This is a genomic window from Anoxybacillus ayderensis (genome assembly GCF_013761015.1).
Lineage (GTDB): Bacteria > Bacillota > Bacilli > Bacillales > Anoxybacillaceae > Anoxybacillus > Anoxybacillus ayderensis.
The window spans coordinates 81,081-103,323 of the sequence record NZ_JACDUV010000003.1 but is presented as its reverse complement, the minus strand read 5'-3'; the positions used below and the strand labels follow the sequence as shown (position 1 = coordinate 103,323).

The following is a 22,243-nucleotide window of genomic DNA, read 5'->3' as shown; positions in this document are numbered from 1 at the left end:
CCGTTAGCTTTTTTTAGTAAAGGCTCATATATTGTTCGCGTTCCCACGGATGTACCGCTGTGCGGAACATATCCCATTCAATTTCTTTTGCTTCAACGAAATGTTCAAATAAATGTTTACCAAGTGCATTTACGATTACTTCATCGGATTTTAAGTTTTCGAGCGCTTCCGCTAATGTTGCAGGCAAATCAACAATACCTTCTTCTAAACGCTCTTCTTTCGTCATCACATAAATGTTTCTGTCAACCGGTGCTGGCGGTGTCAATTTATTTTTAATGCCGTCTAATCCAGCAGCCAACAATACAGCCATCGCTAAGTATGGATTTGCCGCTGGGTCTACACTACGCACTTCAATACGCGTGCTCATGCCACGTGATGCCGGGATACGAATCAATGGGCTGCGATTGCGTGCTGACCATGCAACGTAACAAGGGGCTTCATAACCTGGAACGAGACGCTTATATGAGTTTACTGTTGGGTTTGTTACCGCTGTAAAGTTTGGAGCATGCTTTAACACACCCGCAATAAACTGCAATGCTGTTTCGCTTAGTTGCAATTGACCATTCGGATCAAAAAAGGCATTTTCACCATTTTTAAAGAGCGATAAGTTACAATGCATACCCGAACCGTTTACACCAAAGAGAGGTTTTGGCATAAATGTCGCATGTAAACCGTGTTTGCGTGCTACTGTTTTTACAACAAGTTTAAAGGTTTGAATGTCATCGCACGCTTTTACCGCATTGGCATACTTAAAGTCAATTTCATGTTGGCCCGGTGCGACTTCATGGTGAGAGGCTTCAATTTCAAAACCCATCTCTTCTAGCTCTAATACGATATCACGACGACAGTTTTCACCTAAATCCGTTGGTGCTAAATCGAAGTAACCGCCATTATCGTTTAACTCTAACGTCGGCTCTCCTTTTTCATCTAACTTGAATAAGAAAAACTCTGGCTCTGGGCCTAGGTTAAACTCTGTAAATCCGAGCTCTTCCATTTGTTTCAATACACGTTTTAAATTATAACGAGGGCAACCTTCAAATGGTGTGCCATCTGGATTGTAAATGTCACAAATGAAACGAGCTACTTTTCCCTTTTCAGCTGTCCATGGGAAAATAACAAATGTATCTAAATCAGGATATAAATACATATCTGATTCTTCAATACGGACAAATCCTTCAATTGACGATCCGTCAAACATCATTTTATTATCGAGCGCTTTTTGTAGTTGGCTTACAGGGATTTCGACGTTTTTAATCGTGCCAAGAATGTCTGTAAACTGTAAACGAATATACTTTACATTTTCTTCCTTTACAATACGAAAAATATCTTCTTTTGTGTACTTAGCCATTACATATTCCTCCCCCAAAATAAAAAATCATTTGTGTAAAAAACATAAATTTTAATGGAAAAAGCGAGCGATATCCCCTTGACGAAGTGAGGCACGATTCAAACGACCCGCTTCCATTAATTCGGCACGTAACAGTTTGCGTAATTCCGCTTCGGATAAATCTTGTTTCACTACTTTTGGCGCGACAGGTGGTACGGTGTCCGCATGCTGTTGTTGACGTGAGGCAAAAATTTGTTTAATGCCTGCTAAATTCACACCTTGTTCAATTAAATCTTTAATTTCGAGCAACCGATCCACGTCGTTAAACGAAAATAACCGACGATTGCCTTCTGTTCGCGCAGGTGAAACGAGACCGTGTTCCTCATAATAGCGAATTTGTCGCGCTGATAAATCCGTTAACTGCATAACGATACCGATAGGAAATAACGGCATGGAGCGACGAATGTGACTATTCATGTCGACCCCTCCTTACGTAATACGTATTTTTATTTTATTCTATGTTATTTTATATGTCAATAATATGTTACATTTTATCACATGTTTTTTTCTGAAAATATCTTATAATTTAATTAATTGTTTCTCAAGCAACCGATCAATCGCGATACAAACAGCAATTTTAACGTGTGAGTACGTCAATCCCCCTTGCACGTATGCAACATATGGCGGGCGAATAGGTCCATCGGCTGATAGCTCAATACTTGCCCCTTGAATAAATGTGCCTGCCGCCATAATGACGTCATCTTCATATCCTGGCATATAGTTCGGATATGGAGTAAAGTGCGCATTGACCGGTGAGGCAAATTGAATGGCTTGACAAAACGCAATCATTTGCTCAGCATCGTCAAATTGTACCGATTGAATTAAATCCGTACGTGTAGCGTTCCATGTCGGGTACGTATTCATGCCGATGCGTTCGAGCATCGCCGCCGTAAAGACCGCCCCTTTCAACGCTTGTCCGACGACATGTGGTGCTAAGAAAAAACCTTGATACATTTCTTGTAAACTGTATAACGAGGCGCCCGCTTCTGCCCCAATTCCCGGTGATGTCATTCGGTATGCACACATTTCAATATATTCGCGTTTACCAACGAGATATCCTCCTGTTTTCGCTAATCCACCCCCAGGATTTTTAATGAGCGAACCAGCGATTAAATCAGCGCCGACATGGCACGGCTCTTGTTCTTCGACAAATTCCCCGTAACAGTTATCCACAAAAACGACAACGTCTTGTTTCATTGCTTTTACAAAATCAATCATTTCTTTAATTTCAGCAATAGTAAATGACGGGCGTGGGTCATACCCTTTAGAGCGTTGAATGCCGATCATTTTCGTTCGTTCATTGATTGCTTGTTTGACCGCTGCAAAATCGACTTTTCCTTCGTTTGTAAGCGGTACGCTGTTGTAGCCGATATGAAACTCTTTTAATGAACCAATTCCTTTGCCGCGAATGCCAACGATTTCTTCTAGCGTATCGTACGGTTTGCCGGTAATGTACAAAAGTTCATCACCCGGACGTAAAATACCGAATAAGGCAATTGTAATGGCGTGCGTACCAGAAATAATTTGTGGACGAACGAGCGCCGCTTCCCCACCGAATACGTCCGCATACACTTTTTCAAGCGTGTCGCGTCCCATGTCATCATAGCCATATCCTGTCGACGGAATAAAATGTGCGTCGCTTACTTGATAACGGCGAAAGCTTTGTAATACGCGATATTGATTGTAGTCAATGCGCTCGTCAATCGCCCGATGAATCGGCGCAATTTGTGCTTCAATTTCTTTAACGAGTGCAGAAATCATTTCTCCGTGTGTTAAATGTTGAAACATAAAAAAACCCTTTCTATTTTTGGTATGTTCTTAGTTGTAACAAAAGTGGATGTTCTCGCAATAAGTAGCCGCTGCATTCATACATGCCGCTTTGTTCGTTGTAGTACATGTGTCGCACAATCGTTTCTGCTTTTAGCTGTGCCAGCAATTTTCCTTCAAACGCTGGAATCGTCACGTCGTAACGCTCCATTGCTTCAGTTATTTTTTCTTCGATAAATTGGCGCAATTTTTGAACGTCTTGTTCATGAAACGCACTCACTAACATATAATCGGTTTTCGGGCTTGGGACAAAGCTTGGAAGGACAATGTCTCGTTTGTTATAAATCGTCGCAATTGGAATCGTCGTCGCCTCCAATTCTTCGAGCAAGCGATAAACTGTTTGTTCATGTTGAATATAATCCGGATTCGATGAATCGACAATATGTAAAATAAAATCGGCTTCTTTCACTTCTTCTAGCGTCGAACGAAACGCCGCGACGAGCGTTGTCGGCAAGTCTTGAATGAAGCCGACCGTGTCCGTCAACAGCGCGGTATAACCGCTTGGCAGCACAAGTTTTCTCGTGAGCGGATCTAGTGTAGCAAACAATAAATTTTCTTCAAACGCATCCGCATTCGTTAGGCGGTTAAAAAGCGTTGATTTGCCAGCGTTCGTATAGCCGACAAGGGCCATTTGAAACACCGCATTTTTCTTCCGCCGCTCGCGATAGCGTTCGCGATGTTCGACAATGACTTTTAGTTGCGCTTTAATTTCATCGATACGGCGGCGAATATGACGGCGGTCTGTTTCAAGCTTCGTTTCCCCCGGTCCTCTCGTTCCAATTCCACCACCTAATCGGGAAAGTGCTGCGCCTTGCCCACTTAAGCGCGGCAAAATGTATTGCAACTGGGCAAGTTCGACTTGTAATTTCCCTTCTTTGGAGCGCGCGCGGCTTGCGAAAATGTCTAAAATAAGCTGCGTTCGGTCAATGACGCGTACATTTAACAACTTTGTTAAGTTACGGTTTTGGCTTGGCGACAGTTCGTCATTAAAAATGACGACATCTGGCTCAAATTGTTCGACAAGACGCACGAGCTCGTCGACTTTTCCTTTTCCGATATATGTAGCCGGGTGAATCGTGTCCCGTTTTTGCGTGAGGGTGATGACTACCTCGCCATTTGCTGTATGAACGAGCGAAATAAGCTCTTCTAGCGAATACGAAAATCGTTCATCATCAACATGTGGCAATTGACATCCAACAATAATGACTCGTTCCTTTTCCATATTTCCCCTCTTTCCTATTGAACATCTGTTCTCATCATAACAAATCTAGTTTAAAAGCGCTATGGCCGAAAAATGATCATTGATTTTTTTATATTTTATACATAAAATTTTAACGTAATGTTACATAACAGAAAGGATTGCGATGATGACTTGGGAAGTATTAAGTATAATTGGCACTGTTGCTTTTGCGATTAGCGGAGCGATTGTCGCTATGGAAGAGGAATACGATATTTTAGGTGTATACATTCTCGGAATTGTAACCGCATTCGGCGGCGGTGCTGTGCGCAACGTATTAATTGGCGTACCTGTATCTGTTCTTTGGCAACAGCAAACACTTTTTTTCATCGCGTTTATCGCGATGACTATTGTCTATTTGTTTCCACACAAAATGCTACCACATTGGCAACGTTGGGGAAACTTTTTTGATGCTCTCGGATTGTCAGCCTTCGCCATTCAAGGAGCATTATATGCTGTTCAAATGAATCGCCCGTTGAGTGCAGTCATTGTTGCTGCTGTATTGACTGGAAGTGGAGGCGGAATGATTCGCGATGTATTGGCGGGAAGAAAACCTCTCGTATTGCGTGATGAAATTTATGCTGTTTGGGCGATTTTAGCGGGCGTTGCGGTCGGAACCGGCATCGCACATTCTCCAATTAGCTTGTATGTATTGTTTATTGTCGTTGCGACATTGCGCATTTTATCGTATACATACAACTGGAAATTGCCGAATAAATCGTTAAAAACAGACAACTAAAACAGGAGCCCTCAAAGGAGGCTCCTGCTTTTTTATCCTTCCCATCTCTCCACAATGGTCGCGGTTGCCATGCCATGCCCGATGCAAATTGTTAATAAGCCGTAGCGTCCCTTTCGTCGTTCGAGTTCGTGAACGAGCGATGTCATGAGTTTGGCGCCCGTTGCGCCGAGCGGGTGACCTAAGGCGATGGCACCACCGTTGACGTTCACTTTCGAAAGCGGGGCACCAATTTCTTTTTGCCAAGCGAGGACGACAGATGCGAACGCTTCGTTAATCTCGACAAGGTCGATATCGTCAATCGTGAGGTTCGCTTTTTGCAATACTTTTTTCGTCGCCGGAATGACACCGTCAAGCATGTATGTCGGGTCGGAGCCGACGACCGTTTGGGCAACGATTTTTGCTTTTGGCTTCAAGCCGAGGCGAAGCGCTGTTTCGCGCTCCATCAATAGCACCGCGGCTGCGCCGTCACTCATTTGGCTCGCATTGCCGGCAGTAATTTTCCCATTTTGTTTAAAAACGGGCTTCAACGCCGCTAGCGCTTCAAGCGATGTATCTCGGCGCGGTCCTTCATCAGCTGTTACGATGATGTCGTTGCCGTCTTTATCAAGTCCGTTGACAGGCACCATTTCTTCCGTGAAACGACCTTCCGCTTGCGCTCGAAGTGCCCGTTGATGACTTTCGTACGCATATTCATCTAATTGTTCTCTCGTCAATCCGTATTTTTCGGCGATCAATTCCGCAGAAATGCCTTGGTGAACAAATTCGTATTTTTCATGGAGCGATGATGGAATCGTTCGCTCGTTTCCGTCGCTTAAAATTGGCACTTTTGTCATGCTTTCTACACCAGCAGCGATCGTCATCTCCATATCGCCTGATTTAATTTCTTGGGCAGCGAAATGGATCGCTTGCTGGCCAGAGCCGCACATGCGGTTGATTTGCACCGCCGGTACTTCTACTGGAAAGCCTGCCTCCAATGCTGCTAACCTCCCGATATTGTAGCCTTGTTCGCCAATCGGCGTTACGCAGCCCATGACGATGTCTTCAATTGCCTTTTTTCCCACCCCAGCACGCTTGACAACTTCATCAAGCACAATTGCCGCTAAATGAACAGGATGTTTGTCGCGAAACACCCCGTTTCGCTTGCCGACAGGGGTGCGTACCGCTTCGACAATCACCACTTCTCGCATATCTTTCCCTTCTTTCATTCGTACGTATAAAATCCTTTGCCTGTTTTTCGACCGAGATGCCCTGCTTCCACAAGTTTGCGAAGCGTTTGTGGCGGGCGGAATCGGTCGCCATATGCTTCCGTCATATTTTCACTGACAAATAGCATCGTATCTAACCCGACTAAATCGGCAAGTTCAAGCGGGCCCATCGGGTAATTCAGCCCAAGGCGAATCGCTTTGTCGATATGCTCCGCGGAAGCGATCCCTTCTTCATACATACGAATGCATTCCAACATATGCGCCGCTAACGCACGTGTTGTCACAAATCCTTGCATATCTTTTACGATAACCGTTTCTTTGCCAATGGCTTCCGATAATTGTTGAATGGCTTCAATCGTTTGTTCTGATGTTTCTACCCCTTTTACGATTTCAATGAGCTTCATGACTGGCGCCGGATTAAACCAATGCATGCCGACGACTTGGCTTGGACGTTTGGTCGCTGCAGCAATCGCGGTGACGCTTAATTCCGACGTATTAGTCGCTAAAATCGCCTCTTGTTTCGCATAGCGGTCAAGCTGTTCAAACACTTGTTTTTTGAGCGGCAAATGTTCTGGAACGGCTTCAATGACAACGTCTGCCGCTTTTACTGCTTCGTGCAAGTTCGTTTCGGGTTGAATGCGGGCAAGAATAGCCGTTGCCTCTTGTTCTTGTAATTTCCCGGCTTTTACAAAACGGGCAAGGCTTTTTTGAATGGCTTGTACTCCTTTTTCAAGCGCCGCTTCAGAAATATCGTATAAATAAACCGTTTTCCCGCCCATCGCTAGCGATTGAGCAATGCCGCTTCCCATTAAGCCGGCACCGATGACCGCCATTATTTGCATCGTTACTCCCCCTATTGAACGTTTGTAAAATAATCGCGCAATTGTTCACGCAATTTCATTTTTAAAAACTTTCCGACGCTCGTTTTCGGAATTTCGTTCATAAAGACGATTTCATCTGGCAGCCACCATTTCGCAAATTGCGGCCGTAAAAAGTCGTATAGTTCCTCTTTTGTCACGCTTTTTCCTTCCTTTACTACGACGCAAGCAATCGGGCGCTCTTGCCACTGTGGGTGCGGAACTGCCACAACGGCCGCTTCAAACACTGCTTCGTGCGCCATCAAAGCATTTTCTAAATCGACAGACGAAATCCATTCCCCGCCGCTCTTAATGACGTCTTTTGTACGGTCAACGATTTTAATAAACCCTTCTTCATCGACGGTGACGACATCCCCTGTATGTAGCCAACCATCTCGAAATGCGTCTTTGCTTCGCTCATCGTTATAATATTCATCGGCAATCCATGGGCCGCGCAAGCATAGTTCGCCCATTTCCGTTCCGTCCCACGCTACTTCGCCATCTTTTCCGATCACTTTCATTTCTACCCCTGGGACAAGAAACCCTTGTTTCGCACGAATGTCCAATTTTTCTTCGTTCGATACGTGCTGCTGGTAGCTTTTTAGTCGCGATAAGACGACAAGCGGGCTCGTTTCTGTCATGCCGTAAGCGTGCACAAACGGAATACCGTATTTTTCTTCAAAGGCGCGAATCATTCCTTTTGGCGCAGCTGAGCCGCCGCATAAAATGCGCGTCACGCTGCTTAAATCGTACGAACCTTTCTCCAATTCATTCAACAAACCGAGCCAAACGGTCGGCACACCGGCCGCAAGCGTCACTTTTTCTTGTTCCATTAGTTCTGCCAATATTTTCGGCGTAAATGCCGCCCCTGGCATAACAAGCGTCGTCCCGAACCAAACTGCAGCAAACGGCAATCCCCACGCATTCGCATGGAACATCGGCACAACTGGAAGCGCCACATCCGATTCCGACAATGCGGCACTATCAGCAAGCCCTAGCGCCATGCTATGGAGAACGATGCCGCGATGGGAGTACAACACGCCTTTCGGATTTCCAGTTGTCGCAGACGTATAACACATCCCGGCAGGGTGATGCTCGTCGAGGTCTTTGACAAATGAAATCGGCTCGGCTTGTTGCAACAATTCTTCATAATGGTAAACAGGCGCAAGCGTCGTCTCTGGAAGCGTTGGTTCATCGGTCATAATGATAAATGCTTTGACGTTTATTTCGTCTTTTACTCGTTCAATGAGCGGTAGCAAGTCGTCATCAATCAATAGTACACGGTCGTTTGCATGATTAATAATATAGGCGATATGTTGCGTCGACAGGCGAATATTGATCGTATGCAACACCGCTCCGATGCCTGGAATCGCAAAATACGCTTCTAAATGGCGATGATGGTTCCACGCGAACGTACCGACGCGGTCGCCTGTATTGACACCAAGCGTTCGTAATGCACTAGCAAGCTTTCTCGTCCGTTCACTAATTTCTTGATACGTATGGCGGACAAGCCCTTTCTTCATCCGCGAAATAACTTGTTTTTTCGGAAAAAACAGTTCTGCCCGTTCAAGCATTGTCGCAATATTTAATGGAACGTTCATCATGTGCATACACCCTCCTAAAGTTCAAGATGTTTCGCGATGATCATTTTCATCACTTCATTCGTGCCGGCATAAATGGCGCTAACCGGAATGTCGCGATAGCGTCTTGCAATCTCATATTCTTCCATATAGCCATATCCTCCGTGAAGTTGCATCCCTTCCGAAGCGACACGCTTTGCCATTTCCGTAATCCACCATTTCGCCATCGATACGTTCGCTACGACGTCTTTCCCCGCGATATGTTGTTCGATGACATCGTCAAGAAACGCGCGCCCTAGTGCAATTTCCGTTGCCATTTCCGCGAGCCGAAACTGAACCGTTTGAAATTGGCTAATTGTTTTTCCAAACGCCGCGCGGTTTTTCACATATCGTTTCGTTACATCAAACATCACTTCTGCCGCTGTTTGCGCAGCGATCGCAACGATGAGACGCTCTTGTTGCAATTTTTCCATCAAATAGTAAAAACCTTTTCCTTCTTCTCCAAGCAAGTTTTCTTCCGGAACTTTTGCGTCGCTAAAAAATAGCTCGGCCGTGTCTTGGGCATGCAAGCCGACTTTTTCTAGCTTCCGTCCACGTGTAAACCCTGGGGTTGTGCGCTCGACAACAAGGAGGCTAATGCCTTTATGTGGCGGGGTTGCTTGCGGATTTGTTTTACAGACGACAATGACTAAATCCGCATGAATGCCGTTTGTAATAAACGTTTTTTGCCCGTTGACGATGTAGTCGTCGCCCTGTTTCATCGCTGTTGTCGAAATGCCCGCCAAATCAGAACCAGCGCCTGGTTCGGTCATCGCAATGGCGGTAATGGTTTCCCCAGACACGCATTTTGGTAGCCATTTTTTCTTCTGTTCGTCTGTTCCATACGATGCGATATACGGAACGACGATATCGTTATGCAAGCCGATGCCGACAAGGCTTGATCCTACCTTTTCTAATTCTTCATTTATCACGACCGAATAGCCAAAGTCGGCACCAAATCCACCGTATGTTTCGTCTACCCATGGGCAAAGAAACCCGTTATCCCCCATTTTCCGCCAAAACTCACGCGGGATAATCCCTTGTTTTTCCCAATCGGCATAAAACGGATACGCTTCTTTTTGCAAAAATTTGCGGAACGCCTCACGAAAAATGTGATGTTCTTCGTGGAAATACGTTGCCATGTTGTCACCATCCTATGATTGCGCCATGTTTTTCATTTGCTCGCGCAACAAAAATTTTTGGATTTTCCCGCTCGCATTGCGTGGCAACGCGTCGACAAAATAGTAGGCACGCGGCCGTTTATACGGAGCGAGCTTGTCGCTTTGTTTGCAAAACGCCTCTAACTGTTCCGCGTTAAGCTGTGGGTCCTTTTTCACAACAAATGCAACGACTTTTTCTCCCCACAAGGCATCCGGCTCGCCAAGCACCGCAACATCAAGCACGCCTTCATGTTCATAAAGCACGTCTTCTACTTCGCGCGGATAGACGTTTTCGCCGCCACTAATAATCATGTCGTCGACGCGGTCGGCAACGTATAAATAGCCGTCTTCATCCATATAGCCTAAATCGCCAGAATGATACCAGCCTTTATACATCGCTTTTTCCGTCGCATCTTCGCGGTTGTAGTAGCCGATCATCATGCATGGGCCTTTGACGATAATTTCTCCGACTTCTCCTGGAGGTAAAATGTCATCAGGGTCAGACGGTCCGTCTTCTCGCGGTTTGACGATGCGAATTTCATGGTTTAAGCATGCGCGTCCGGCAGATCCCGCTTTCGTTAACTGCTCCTCTTCGTATAAGAAAGTCACCGCTGGCCCCATTTCTGTCATGCCGTACGCTTGAATTAAATCAATGCCTAACCGCTCTTTACATTCTTTCACAAGCACTGGCGCCATCGGGGCCGCTCCGTACAACCCAATGCGAAGTGAGGATAAATCGTACTCTGACAATTTTTCTTGCAAAATCATATTCCACATCGTCGGCGCGGCAAATAACACGGTAATTTTCTCTTGTTCGATGGCGGTTAATACTTGTTTCGGGTCAAAATGGTGAACGATGACGTTCGTTGCGCCCGCGTGAACGCGCGGGAGGAAGCAGCAATGCAATTCTGCGCAATGGAACATTGGGGCGGTAACAAGCCCGCGCTCTGTTTCACGAATGCGCATCACCGAATTGCAAATCAAGCTTTGTTCAACCATGTCGCGGTGTCGATGCATCACTCCTTTTGGCCGCCCTGTCGTTCCGCTTGTATACATAATCGCATACAAATCATTTTCGGAAACGTCGATTGCTGGAAGTTCGTCGCTTGCATGTTGGATTTGTTCGTGATAAGAAACCGCGTACGCTGGCACTTGTCCGTCAATGATCCAAAAAGAAATGTGTGGAAATTCACGATGGATGGCTGTAATTTGTGGTTCGACTGCTTGCTCAAATAATACGATTTTTGGGGTAGCATCCGTTAAAATGTAAGCGATTTCTTTTGGCCGCAAGCGAAAATTAATCGGGTTAAAAACCGCACCGATTTTCGCGCACGCAAAAAAAGCGGTCGCAAGCTCCGCCGTATTAAATAACACGGTCGATATACGATCCCCTTTTCGCACCCCTGCTTTTAAGAAAGCGCTTGCAAGTTTGTCCACTTCTTTTGCCCATTGTTCGTACTTATAGCGAAGCCCTGTACGAACATCAACAAGCGCTTCTTTTTTCGGGAACTTTCTTACCGTTTGTGCGAACACTTCACCAATCGTTAAATACAAAACAAACCCCTCCTTCTCTTTTTTATTCATGTAAATAATACTTTTTATTTTCAGATTATATTCTACAAATAAAAAGGAAACCCTTCTTTCCTAATATAAAAAAAGGAAGGTTTCCCTTCCCAATTTATTCAACAACTAAATCCCTCTCTCGTATGATCATCAGTTCTTTTTTGTCATAGCGCCCTTCATGCAACAAACGTACCGCTTGTTTCCGAATTGCTTTTTCAATCAAATTTCGAATGTAACGACCGTTACTAAATTTTCTTTGATATCCCCCAGCTAGTAGTTGTTCAATATGTTCGCGCAACTTTCGCTCGGCTTCAGAAGTAAGCTCGTATTCTCTTATATGGAGCATTTGTTTTGCGATTTGTACAAGCTCTTCCGTTGTGTAATCAGGAAATTCGAGCATCAACGGAAAGCGGGAAGGTAATCCTGGATTTAACGACAAAAAATAATCCATTTCAGCTGGATATCCCGCTAAAATAACGACTAAATCATCCGAAAAATCTTCAATTCCTTTTACTAACGTATCAATTGCTTCTTTTCCAAAATCTTTCTCTCCTCCGCGTGCAAGTGAATACGCTTCGTCAATAAATAAAATCCCACCTCGCGCTTTTTTTATTAAATCGCGAGTTTTATTCGCCGTATGTCCAATATATTCCCCAACTAAGTCTGCACGTTCTGCTTCAATAAAGTGTCCTTTAGATAAGACGTTCATTTCTAAAAATAACTTTCCAAGAATACGGGCCACTGTTGTTTTCCCTGTCCCAGGATTTCCTTTAAAAATCATATGAAGCGATTGTTTATTCCCTTTTAATCCATTGGCTTGACGTGCTTTATTAATATATAACCATGCGTAAATTTCCTTAATTAATTTTTTCACTTCATTTAACCCGACTAATTCATCTAGTTCTTTTTGAATCTCTTTTAACACGGCATGTTGATGATAATCAATTCGATTTGTCGTTTCTTCTTTCGATAAGTAATTGACGTTTTTTGCATTAAGCACAATATTAATTTGACTTTTTGTTTGCTTCATCGTCAACTCTGACAAGGCGACGTCACCTCTCCTTCATCGTTGCTTCTTTTATCAATATACGCTGTTGTCGCCCATTTCGTGACAAATGCCTAACGAAAAAATCGCCCACCGATATGGTGAGCGATTTGGCTTACTCCATTTCAATTTTCACATTTTTTTGAGGTGCAAACGTAGAAATCGCATGTTTATAAATTAATTGTTGTCTTCCATCTACTTCTAATAACACCGTGAAATTGTCAAATCCTTTTACTAAACCACGCAATTGAAATCCATTGAGTAAAAATACAGTAACCGTCGTTTCTTCCTTGCGCAATTGGTTTAAAAACTGGTCTTGAATGTTTATTGTGTTTTTCATTACTTCGTCCTCCTCTTTTCTCTCTACATTACGTCTATATATTCGCCTCAAAGTGAAACTTTCCTTCTATGTAATGCGAAATTTCATTTACTCGCCTTTCAAACATTGTATCATCAGTCATGTCAAACCATTGAACAGGCATTTGATTACGAAACCATGTAAACTGACGTTTCGCATAACGACGAGAGTTTTGTTTCAACTGTTCGATCGCCTCTTCAAGCGTGATTTGTCCATCTAAATATGCATATAGCTCTTTATAACCGATCGCTTGAATCGCTTGACAGTCGCGTAAACCTTGTTCATACAATCGTTTCACTTCTTCAATCAACCCTTGATCAATCATTTGATCTACCCGTTCATTAATGCGCTCATATAGTTTCTCACGTTCCATCGTCAATCCAATGAGCGCTGCGTTATACACGAGTTTCCTTTTTTGTTCTTTTAGCCATTCTGTCATTGTTCTCCCTGTGCAATGATAAATTTCTAATGCACGAATGACACGACGAACGTTATTCGGATGAATACGTTCCGCACTTGGCGGATCAATTTGTTTGAGTCGCTCGTAAAGTTCAATCGGTGAACATTGTTCTAGCGACTGGCGATACGCTTCATTTGATGGTGCATCTGAAAATTGATAATCGTAAATCACAGATTGAATGTATAGCCCTGTACCACCAACGATGATCGGCAGTTTTCCGCGTTTTGTTATATCTGTAATGAGCGAACGAGCAAGCGTCTGAAACTCTGCAACAGAAAAAGATTCGTGCGGTTCCTTTATATCCAATAAATGATGTGGTACACCTTCCATTTCTTCTTGACAAATTTTAGCGGTTCCAATATCTAATCCTTTATATACTTGCATCGAGTCTCCATTAATAATTTCTCCATGTAAACGCTTGGCCAACTCTATGCTCATTTTTGTTTTCCCTACAGCCGTTGGACCAATTAACACAACGACTTTCTCTCCCATAAAATACCACTACTTTCCACGCTAATTCACATTTATTTATTATAGACAAACGATGTACATTTTATCATCTCATTTTAAAAAATTTTTATTTGAAAGCGGATGAAAAACATCTGCTTTTTACATGACTCGTTTAAACATTTTTTCTAATTCATAAGTAGAAAAGTGAATAATAATCGGACGACCGTGTGGACATGTGAACGGATCGCTTGTTTTACGCAACGATTCAAGCAACGCAAATATTTCATCGTTGCGCAAAAATTGGTTCGCTTTAATCGACTGTTTACAACTCATCATGATTGCTGCTTTTTCGCGAAGTTGCTTTATGTCTACTTTTTTCATCGTTAACACTTGCTTAATCATTTCCTCAATAATTGTAGCTTCCTCCCCTTTTGGAAACCATTGAGGATGAGAACGAACAATAAAACTGTTATGACCAAATGGCTCTAAAAACACACCGCAAGCAGCTAACTGTTCGCGATAGCTTTCGATCAATACATACTCGCTTGATGAATAAGTGAGCGTCAATGGGATAAGCAACGGCTGTAATTCATTTGTCACGGTTGCTAATTTTTCACGGAAATATTCGTATTTGATCCGTTCTTGTGCCGCATGTTGGTCAATAATATACAAACCATTTTCATTTTGAGCTAAAATATACGTCCCATGCATTTGTCCAATCGGATATAATGGCGGAATGCGCTCTTGATTTGCTTCATCTGCTACATGTTTGTTTTCAACGATTGGTTCGACATCAATCGGCTTCGTATCCTTCTCGTAAACACGTTCTTCTCGTTCCTCTAACACCATTCGTTCTTCTTTTTTTTCTCCTTGTTCATGATGTGAAATCGTTGTACGTGGAGGAACAATATGCGATTCTTTCACGATATGTTCAAACGAAAACGTTTGTTGCTCTGTTTTCGTCTTTTCTGCTCGCGGTGCCGTTACCTCAGGAATTAACGTCTTTTTTTGAAATGCTTGACGAATTGTTTGTTGAACAAGTTCATTTAATTCCCCTTCTTTACTAAAACGCACTTCCAACTTCGCTGGATGAACGTTCACATCTACAAGAAGCGGATCCATGACGATATTTAAAAATGCAATCGGATGCCGGCCAATCGGAAGAAGCGTGTGATATCCTTCTTCAATCGCTTTATATAGCGTATAGTTTTTAATATATCGTCCATTTACAATCGTTGTCATGTAGTTCCGGGAAGCGCGCGTCACTTCAGGTAAAGCAACGTAGCCGTCAATCGTAAAATCAAGCGTTTCTGCATGAATCGCAACCATTTTTTTCGCAACATCAAATCCGTAAATAGCTGCTAATACTTGCCGCACATCCCCATTTCCGTTCGTATAAAACAGCTGCTTCCCATTATGTGTTAATCGAAACGAAATATGTGGATGAGCAAGTGCTAAACGATTCATCACATCCACAACATGTCCAAGTTCCGTATGAATCGTTTTCATATATTTTAAGCGAGCGGGCGTATTGAAAAATAAGTGCGAAACAGTAATATCCGTTCCTTTTCGACTGCTCGTCCGACCATTTTGTACAAGCTCTCCACCTTTTAAGATGAGCAACGTTCCCGGACCTTCCCCTGTGCTCGTCTTCAGTTCCAAATGTGAGACAGAGGCAATACTAGGTAACGCTTCCCCTCTAAAACCGAGCGTACGAATACGAAATAAATCCGCCTCATCTTTAATTTTGCTCGTTGCGTGCCGTTCGAACGCTAAAAAACAGTCTTCCTCTTCTAATCCATCACCATTGTCAACAACGCGAATTTTCGCTAATCCCGCTTCTTCTAACTCTACTTCAATGATCGTACTATGGGCATCGATCGCATTTTCAACAAGTTCTTTCACGACAGAAGCTGGACGCTCAACGACCTCTCCTGCCGCAATTTTATTTGCTAACGCATCATCCAGCTTACGAATTTTCCCCACAATTTCCCTCCTTTCATTTTAATAGCTTTTGAATTTCATATAGTTTATTCATCGCTTCAAGCGGTGTCATATCAAGCAACTGAAGAGACTGGATGCGCTTGATCACTTCTTTCTCTTTTTTCGATACGCTCAAACGCTCTTCTTGGTGTTGCTCCTCAAACATACTTAACTGCTCAAATGTTTCTCTATTTTCTTTCACCACACCTGTTGAATTTGTTTCAAATTCACGTAAAATTTGTTCCGCTCTTTGAATTAAATCTAACGGTAACTTCGCTAATTGGGCTACATGAATACCGTAACTTTTATCCGCTGGACCTTCTTTAATTTTATGCAAAAAGATGACGGTGCCATTTTCTTCAATTGCGCTAACATGAACATTTTTTAAACGCGGCAATCGTCGTTCAAGCGCTGTTAATTCATGATAGTGGGTACTAAATAACGTTTTGGCACCAATGCGATCGTGAATGTATTCGATCATCGCTTGAGCAAGCGCCATCCCATCATATGTGGATGTTCCTCGACCAATTTCATCAAATAAAATGAGGCTGTTTTGTGTCGCATGGACGATCGCATGACGCGCTTCTAACATTTCCACCATAAATGTGCTTTGACCTGCCACTAAATCGTCAGCCGCCCCAATCCGCGTAAACACTTGATCAAAAATCGGTAATATCGCTTCTTGTGCTGGAACAAAGCACCCAATTTGCGCCATAATAGCTGTTAAGGCAATTTGACGCATATATGTGCTTTTCCCAGACATATTTGGACCTGTAATGAGAAGCATTTCTCGTTCGGCATCCATATAACAGTCGTTTGGAACGTAGACGTTCGATCCCAGCACTTTCTCCACAACAGGATGTCGCCCTTGTTGAATCACAAGACGGCGATCATAAGAAAACTGCGGCTTACAGTAGTTATATTTTTCACTGACAGTAGCAAAACATTGTAAAACGTCTAGTTGGCTTATATATTTCGCTAATTTTTGTAAACGAACAATATATTGCTTCACTTGTTCACGGATAGAAACAAACAGTTCGTATTCTAGTTCCATACTTCTTTCTTCTGCTTCTAAAATGAGCGCTTCTTTTTCTTTCAACTCTTTCGTCACAAATCGTTCCGCATTAGCTAACGTTTGTTTACGCTCATATCGCCCTTCTGGCAACAAATGCAAGTTTGCTTTTGTTACTTCGATATAATATCCAAACACTCGGTTGTAACCAATCTTTAACGACTTAATTCCTGTTAACTCCCGCTCTTTCGCTTCTAACTGGGCAATCCATGTTTTTCCGTTTCGACTAGCATCCCGAAATCGATCTAACGTTTCATTATAACCATCTTTAATAATTCCACCTTCTTTCACAGAAAGCGGTGGATTTTCTTCAATCGCCTCTTCTAACAATTGAACAAGGTCCTCGCATGCATCTAAATGTTGGGCAAATGATTGAATATGCTCGTCACGCATGTTCATCAGAAGGGTAGAAATGAACGGGACTTGCTTTAACGATTTTTTCAATTGAATGAGATCGCGGGCATTCACATTTCCAAATGCCACACGGCCAGCTAGTCTCTCTAAATCATATACACCGCGCAAATATTCGCGTAATTCTTGTCGCTCGAAATAATGCATGAGCAGTTGTTCAACGATGTGTAATCGCTGCTCAATTTTTTCACGATCTAATAATGGACGGTCAATCCATTGTTTAAGCAAACGACCACCCATGGCTGTCATCGTCTCATCAAGAAGCCAAAAAAGAGAGCCCGCTTTCCCTTTCGTTCGAATCGTTTCTGTTAACTCTAAATTTCGTTTGGAATACACATCAATTTTCATATGTGCATCAACTTCATACAACTCTACAGGCTGTAAATGGGCTAAATTCCGTCTTTGCGTTTTAATTAAATAATTTAATAACCTTCCAAACGTCACAAGTAATTTTTCTTGTTTCAAATGAGAAACAATCGATTCACAAGAAGGTGGAATCATTGTTTCATCTTCACTCGAAATGGTAAGAGCATATCGCTCCTTCAGAGGTTGACATTGTTCTTTGTACTCGGTCGCGACAACGATTTCTTTTGTGCCAATCGAGTAAATTTCATTGAATACATCTTCAAATGAATGAAGCATCGTCATACGACTTTCACCGGTTGTTAAATCCGTATATGCAAATCCGTACGTCCCATCTTCAAATGACGTTAATGAAGCTAAATAGTTGTTTGCTTTCTCTTCTAGTTGCTTTCCTTCCATCACTGTTCCAGGGGTAATGAGTTGCACAACTTCTCGACGCACAACCCCTTTGGCCGTTTTTGGATCTTCGACTTGTTCACAAATCGCAACTTTATAGCCTTTCTCAATTAAACGCTCGATGTACATGGCAGCCGAATGATAAGGGACACCGCACATCGGCACTCGTTCTTCCCCGCCACCATCGCGGCTTGTCAAAGTAATTTCTAACTCTTGTGACGCTTTAATGGCATCTTCAAAAAACATTTCATAAAAATCACCGAGACGAAAAAACAAAAAGGCATCTTTATATTGTGACTTAATTGTTAAATATTGCTGAATCATTGGTGTATAAGCCATGATTTTTCCTCCAACGCCCAAAATATTGACTTCAATTATTATAACAAAAAATAAAAACTAGGAAGAATAAACTTCCTAGTTTTTATTGCCTTCTTCTTGAAGAAGCTCTTCATCTAGCTGTTCTAATTCTGCATCAATATCTTCATCTACCTCGTCTGATGGTGTATCCACGACGGCGATGCGGACTTTCGTTTCTCCGATGACTTCTGCAACAAACTCGCGCTCTACTTCCACAGTGACTTTATTTCCATTCGGAGCAATCGTGCATTCTAAGCAATTCGGCTGTTGAACAACGCGCGCAATCACTTCTTGTTCTTCACTAATCAGCTCTTCATTACGATACTTTAACGGAATGACATCTGTGTACGATACCGTTTCTGTCAACACTTCCGTTTTCGTATTATCGTTGTACGAATACCAAACGTTCACATCATACTTCCCGTGAATTTCAACACTACGATCCACTTTTTTCGCTTCGTATCGATGATTAATAATCCAGCAACCGAGCACGCTTGTCGGACGATGTTGCGCGGAAACGGTATGTGTCGATTGCGTAAACTTTCGTCCTTTTCCCACGACTGCCTTTGTAATAATTTCTCTGTATTGGGACATGAAACAAACCCTCCTCAAAAATGCATTGTTCATTTTATCCTATGCACAGGAAACATAAAAGTGTACATAAAAAAACAATCATTCCGTATAGTTCATTGTATGCAACTCCTTCGAAATATGTGCGAAAAATAAAAAAAGAGCCCATATGAAATGGACTCATTCATGACAATGACCGCAATGGCTATGTTTCACTTGGGCACCTGTTTCTCCGCGTAACACATCGCCACCTGTCGATGTAATAATTTCGTCTGTCACTGTTTTTGAAATGGTGGATGCAACAAGCTGCAATAAATCGTTAATTTCTACTTGTGATTGTTTAAATTGTTCTACAATTGGAATGTCTGATAGCTGTTCGTAAATCTCGTCAATTTCTGCTTCCACTTTTTTCAGCGCTTCAATTTTTCCATAATGTTGTAAGTTGACAGCTTGTTTTTGTAACGATTTAATTTTAGCAATCATCGTGCGCACTTTTTCATTTTCATGAATTTTTGCTTCTGCTTGTTTAAAAATTTCCACTTCTTCTGTTTCAGCAATCATTTTAGCTAATTCTTTTGCTTTTTGTACGATGTCATCTTTCGTATATTTCGCCACCTTATTTCACCTCAATCGCTTCTTCTACCATTTCTCCGTTTAACGTCCACGTTTTCGCTTCTGTAATTCGCACTTTAACCAATTGACCGATCGCGGACTTTGGTCCAACGAAGTTAACAAGCTTGTTTTTGCGCGTATATCCCGCGAGGACATCCGGATTGTTTTTGCTTTCCCCTTCTACTAATACTTCGACAACTTGTCCCTCATATTCCTTCATTTTCTTCGCGGAAATTTCGTTTACTAATGCATTTAATCGTTGTAAACGTTCTTTTTTCACTTCCATCGGCACGTTGTCAACCATTTTCGCTGCTGGCGTTCCTTCACGTGGCGAGTAAATGAACGTAAATGCTGAATCAAATTCGACTTCACGATAGAGCGATAACGTTTCTTCAAATTGCTCATCCGTTTCATTTGGGAATCCGACAATGATGTCCGTTGTAAGCGCGACACCTGGAATGGCTTCTTTAATTTTACGAACAAGCTCCAAATATTGTTCACGCGTATATTTACGCGCCATCATTTTTAACACTTCACTACTTCCAGACTGTACAGGCAAGTGAATGTGCTCAACTAAATTTCCGCCTTTCGCCAACACTTCGATTAAACGGTCATCAAAATCACGCGGATGACTTGTAGTGAAACGAATGCGTGGAATATCAATTTTGCGTAATTCATCCATTAAATCCCCGAGGCCATATTTCATATCGGTAAAGTCTTTTCCATACGCATTCACGTTTTGTCCTAAAAGAGTAATTTCTTTATATCCTTGTGCAGCTAAGTGACGCACTTCTTGGATAATATCTTCTGGACGGCGGCTGCGCTCTTTGCCACGTGTATATGGAACAATACAGTACGTACAAAACTTATCGCAACCGTACATAATATTAACCCATGCTTTAATATTTCCTTTTCGCACTTTCGGTAAATTCTCAATGACATCGCCTTCTTTTGACCATACTTCAACAACCATTTCTTTTGACATGTACGCTTCTTTCAAAATATACGGAAGACGATGAATATTGTGCGTACCAAAAATCATATCAACGTATTGGAATTGTTTTAAAATTTTATTAACAACTGACTCTTCTTGCGACATACAGCCACATACCCCAAGCAATAAATCAGGGTTGTTTTGTTTCAATGGCTTTAAGTGGCCAATTTCTCCGAATACTTTGTTTTCCGCGTTTTCACGAATCGCACATGTATTTAACAAAATGACATTTGCATCTTCTGGACGATCCGTCGGCTCATAACCAAGTGCCATAAAAATACCGGCCATCACTTCTGTGTCATGCTCGTTCATTTGACAGCCATACGTACGAATGTAAAATTTGCGACCGTTCCCCATACCACGAAATTCTTCAGGAATAGAAAAATCTTTATGATATTTTACTTCCTCTTTTCCGCGTTTTTTTGCTTCTTTCAAAGATGGGGGAACAAATACAGTTGAAAAATATTTTTCATAGTCTTGGCTCGTTTTTTGCTTTAGACGCTGTAAATTGTCATCCAAAGCGGATTTTTTGTCCGTTGGATGATCTGTTTCAATTTGTGCTGTGTACTGTAAACGTTGCTTTTCGTTCATCGTTATTCTCCTTTCTTTTGTTCATACATGCACACTAACATAGTATATTATTTTCCGGACTTTTAAACAATGTTTTTTCCATGAAAAAGAGGATGGCCTCTACCACCCTCTTTTCTGTCTTACATAAACTCTGCAACGAGTTGATCAAATTTTTCTTTACTAATTGTTAAATCCGCTTCAGTTAGTGGTTTTTCGCTATAACCTGGCACAAGATCTTGATATGATTTGCGCTCTTTATTTTGATAAATAAGCCCTGTCACAAGCCCTTTATGTTTCATTAACGTTTGCATCGCCATTTCGCGATTAGACGGATCGTATCCTTCAATTGAACTTAAGCTCGTTAAATTGTCTTTAAACCAATCGTACGTGTTCACTTTATTGTATGTGACGCAAGGGCTAAATACGTTAATGAGTGAGAACCCTTTATGCTTCATGCCCTCTTCAATTAATTGCGTCAACTCTTTTAAATCGCTAGAAAAGCTTTGAGCGACGAATGTTGCCCCTGCTGTTAATGCCATTTCCATAATCGACAACGCTGGCTCAACTGACCCTTGTGGTGTACTCTTCGTTTTAAATCCAACTTCACTACGCGGTGATGTTTGACCTTTCGTTAAACCGTAAATTTGGTTATCCATGACGATGTACGTAATGTCGATGTTACGTCGAATAGCATGAATTGTATGCCCCATTCCGATCGCAAATCCGTCACCGTCGCCACCAGCAGCAATGACAGTCAAATCGCGATTTGCCATTTTTACCCCTTGAGCAATTGGAAGCGCTCGGCCATGAACACCATGGAAGCCATATGAGTTAATGTAACCAGAAATACGACCTGAACAACCAATTCCAGAGACAACAACAAGTTCATGTGGTTCAAGTCCAACGTTGGCAGCTGCGCGTTGGATAGCCGCCTGCACAGAAAAGTCGCCGCAACCTGGACACCAGTTCGGTTTAATATTATTACGGAAATCTTTAAATGTCGCCATG

At 42.4% G+C, this 22,243-nt stretch carries 19 protein-coding genes; 1 reads left to right on the top strand and 18 read right to left on the bottom strand.

The window, feature by feature from the left end:
* Positions 1–13: 13 nt before the first annotated feature.
* The 4 genes from glnA to hflX all read right to left on the bottom strand — a co-directional run bounded on the left by glnA (position 14) and on the right by hflX (position 4,436).
* Positions 14–1,348, bottom strand: a complete 1,335-nt coding sequence (gene glnA, locus HNR63_RS04940; protein WP_021094620.1) for a type I glutamate--ammonia ligase — start codon at positions 1,346–1,348, stop codon at positions 14–16.
* Positions 1,349–1,399: 51 nt separating this feature from the next.
* Positions 1,400–1,804 (bottom strand): MerR family transcriptional regulator, encoded by a 405-nt coding sequence (locus tag HNR63_RS04935; RefSeq protein ID WP_085789186.1) that lies wholly within the window; start codon positions 1,802–1,804, stop codon positions 1,400–1,402.
* Between the two features lie 102 nt (positions 1,805–1,906).
* A complete protein-coding gene (locus tag HNR63_RS04930; protein ID WP_181519989.1) occupies positions 1,907–3,175 on the bottom strand; it encodes a methionine gamma-lyase family protein in 1,269 nt (422 codons plus the stop codon).
* A 13-nt stretch (positions 3,176–3,188) separates the two neighbouring features.
* On the bottom strand, positions 3,189–4,436 hold the full coding sequence (hflX, locus tag HNR63_RS04925) for a GTPase HflX (RefSeq protein WP_181519988.1): 1,248 nt from the start codon (positions 4,434–4,436) through the stop codon (positions 3,189–3,191).
* A gap of 145 nt (positions 4,437–4,581) precedes the next feature.
* On the opposite strand from hflX, the gene HNR63_RS04920 reads away from it, so the two are divergent.
* Complete coding sequence (locus HNR63_RS04920) at positions 4,582–5,190, top strand: trimeric intracellular cation channel family protein (protein ID WP_181520210.1); 609 nt, start codon at positions 4,582–4,584, stop codon at positions 5,188–5,190.
* A 32-nt stretch (positions 5,191–5,222) separates the two neighbouring features.
* On the opposite strand, the gene HNR63_RS04915 is transcribed toward HNR63_RS04920, so the two are convergent.
* The 14 genes from HNR63_RS04915 to HNR63_RS04850 all read right to left on the bottom strand — a co-directional run bounded on the left by HNR63_RS04915 (position 5,223) and on the right by HNR63_RS04850 (position 22,242).
* Positions 5,223–6,377 (bottom strand): thiolase family protein, encoded by a 1,155-nt coding sequence (locus HNR63_RS04915; RefSeq protein WP_181519987.1) that lies wholly within the window; start codon positions 6,375–6,377, stop codon positions 5,223–5,225.
* A 14-nt stretch (positions 6,378–6,391) separates the two neighbouring features.
* On the bottom strand, positions 6,392–7,237 hold the full coding sequence (locus tag HNR63_RS04910; protein ID WP_181519986.1) for a 3-hydroxyacyl-CoA dehydrogenase family protein: 846 nt from the start codon (positions 7,235–7,237) through the stop codon (positions 6,392–6,394).
* Between the two features lie 11 nt (positions 7,238–7,248).
* A complete protein-coding gene (locus HNR63_RS04905) occupies positions 7,249–8,856 on the bottom strand; it encodes a long-chain fatty acid--CoA ligase (RefSeq protein WP_181519985.1) in 1,608 nt (535 codons plus the stop codon).
* Between the two features lie 14 nt (positions 8,857–8,870).
* Complete coding sequence (locus HNR63_RS04900; protein WP_181519984.1) at positions 8,871–10,013, bottom strand: acyl-CoA dehydrogenase family protein; 1,143 nt, start codon at positions 10,011–10,013, stop codon at positions 8,871–8,873.
* 12 nt (positions 10,014–10,025) lie between these two features.
* Positions 10,026–11,585 carry a fatty acid--CoA ligase gene (locus tag HNR63_RS04895; RefSeq protein WP_181519983.1) on the bottom strand — a complete coding sequence of 520 codons (1,560 nt, stop codon included), beginning with the start codon at positions 11,583–11,585 and terminating at the stop codon, positions 10,026–10,028.
* A 124-nt stretch (positions 11,586–11,709) separates the two neighbouring features.
* A complete protein-coding gene (spoVK, locus tag HNR63_RS04890) occupies positions 11,710–12,639 on the bottom strand; it encodes a stage V sporulation protein K (protein ID WP_019418281.1) in 930 nt (309 codons plus the stop codon).
* 115 nt (positions 12,640–12,754) lie between these two features.
* Positions 12,755–12,979, bottom strand: coding sequence for an RNA chaperone Hfq (hfq, locus tag HNR63_RS04885; protein ID WP_009362664.1), 225 nt, complete (start codon positions 12,977–12,979; stop codon positions 12,755–12,757).
* A gap of 34 nt (positions 12,980–13,013) precedes the next feature.
* A complete protein-coding gene (gene miaA / locus HNR63_RS04880; protein ID WP_085789182.1) occupies positions 13,014–13,949 on the bottom strand; it encodes a tRNA (adenosine(37)-N6)-dimethylallyltransferase MiaA in 936 nt (311 codons plus the stop codon).
* A gap of 117 nt (positions 13,950–14,066) precedes the next feature.
* Entirely contained in the window at positions 14,067–15,893 is a 1,827-nt protein-coding gene (gene mutL, locus HNR63_RS04875; RefSeq protein ID WP_181519982.1) for a DNA mismatch repair endonuclease MutL, read from the bottom strand.
* A 13-nt stretch (positions 15,894–15,906) separates the two neighbouring features.
* Complete coding sequence (mutS, locus tag HNR63_RS04870; RefSeq protein WP_181519981.1) at positions 15,907–18,471, bottom strand: DNA mismatch repair protein MutS; 2,565 nt, start codon at positions 18,469–18,471, stop codon at positions 15,907–15,909.
* Between the two features lie 75 nt (positions 18,472–18,546).
* A complete protein-coding gene (locus HNR63_RS04865; protein WP_181519980.1) occupies positions 18,547–19,083 on the bottom strand; it encodes an outer spore coat protein CotE in 537 nt (178 codons plus the stop codon).
* Positions 19,084–19,239: 156 nt separating this feature from the next.
* Complete coding sequence (locus tag HNR63_RS04860) at positions 19,240–19,674, bottom strand: YlbF/YmcA family competence regulator (RefSeq protein ID WP_009362669.1); 435 nt, start codon at positions 19,672–19,674, stop codon at positions 19,240–19,242.
* A gap of 1 nt (position 19,675) precedes the next feature.
* Positions 19,676–21,256, bottom strand: a complete 1,581-nt coding sequence (miaB, locus tag HNR63_RS04855) for a tRNA (N6-isopentenyl adenosine(37)-C2)-methylthiotransferase MiaB (protein ID WP_085789101.1) — start codon at positions 21,254–21,256, stop codon at positions 19,676–19,678.
* Between the two features lie 119 nt (positions 21,257–21,375).
* Positions 21,376–22,242: a 2-oxoacid:ferredoxin oxidoreductase subunit beta gene (locus HNR63_RS04850; RefSeq protein WP_021094607.1), complete on the bottom strand. Its 867-nt coding sequence runs from the start codon at positions 22,240–22,242 to the stop codon at positions 21,376–21,378.
* Position 22,243: the final 1 nt, after the last annotated feature.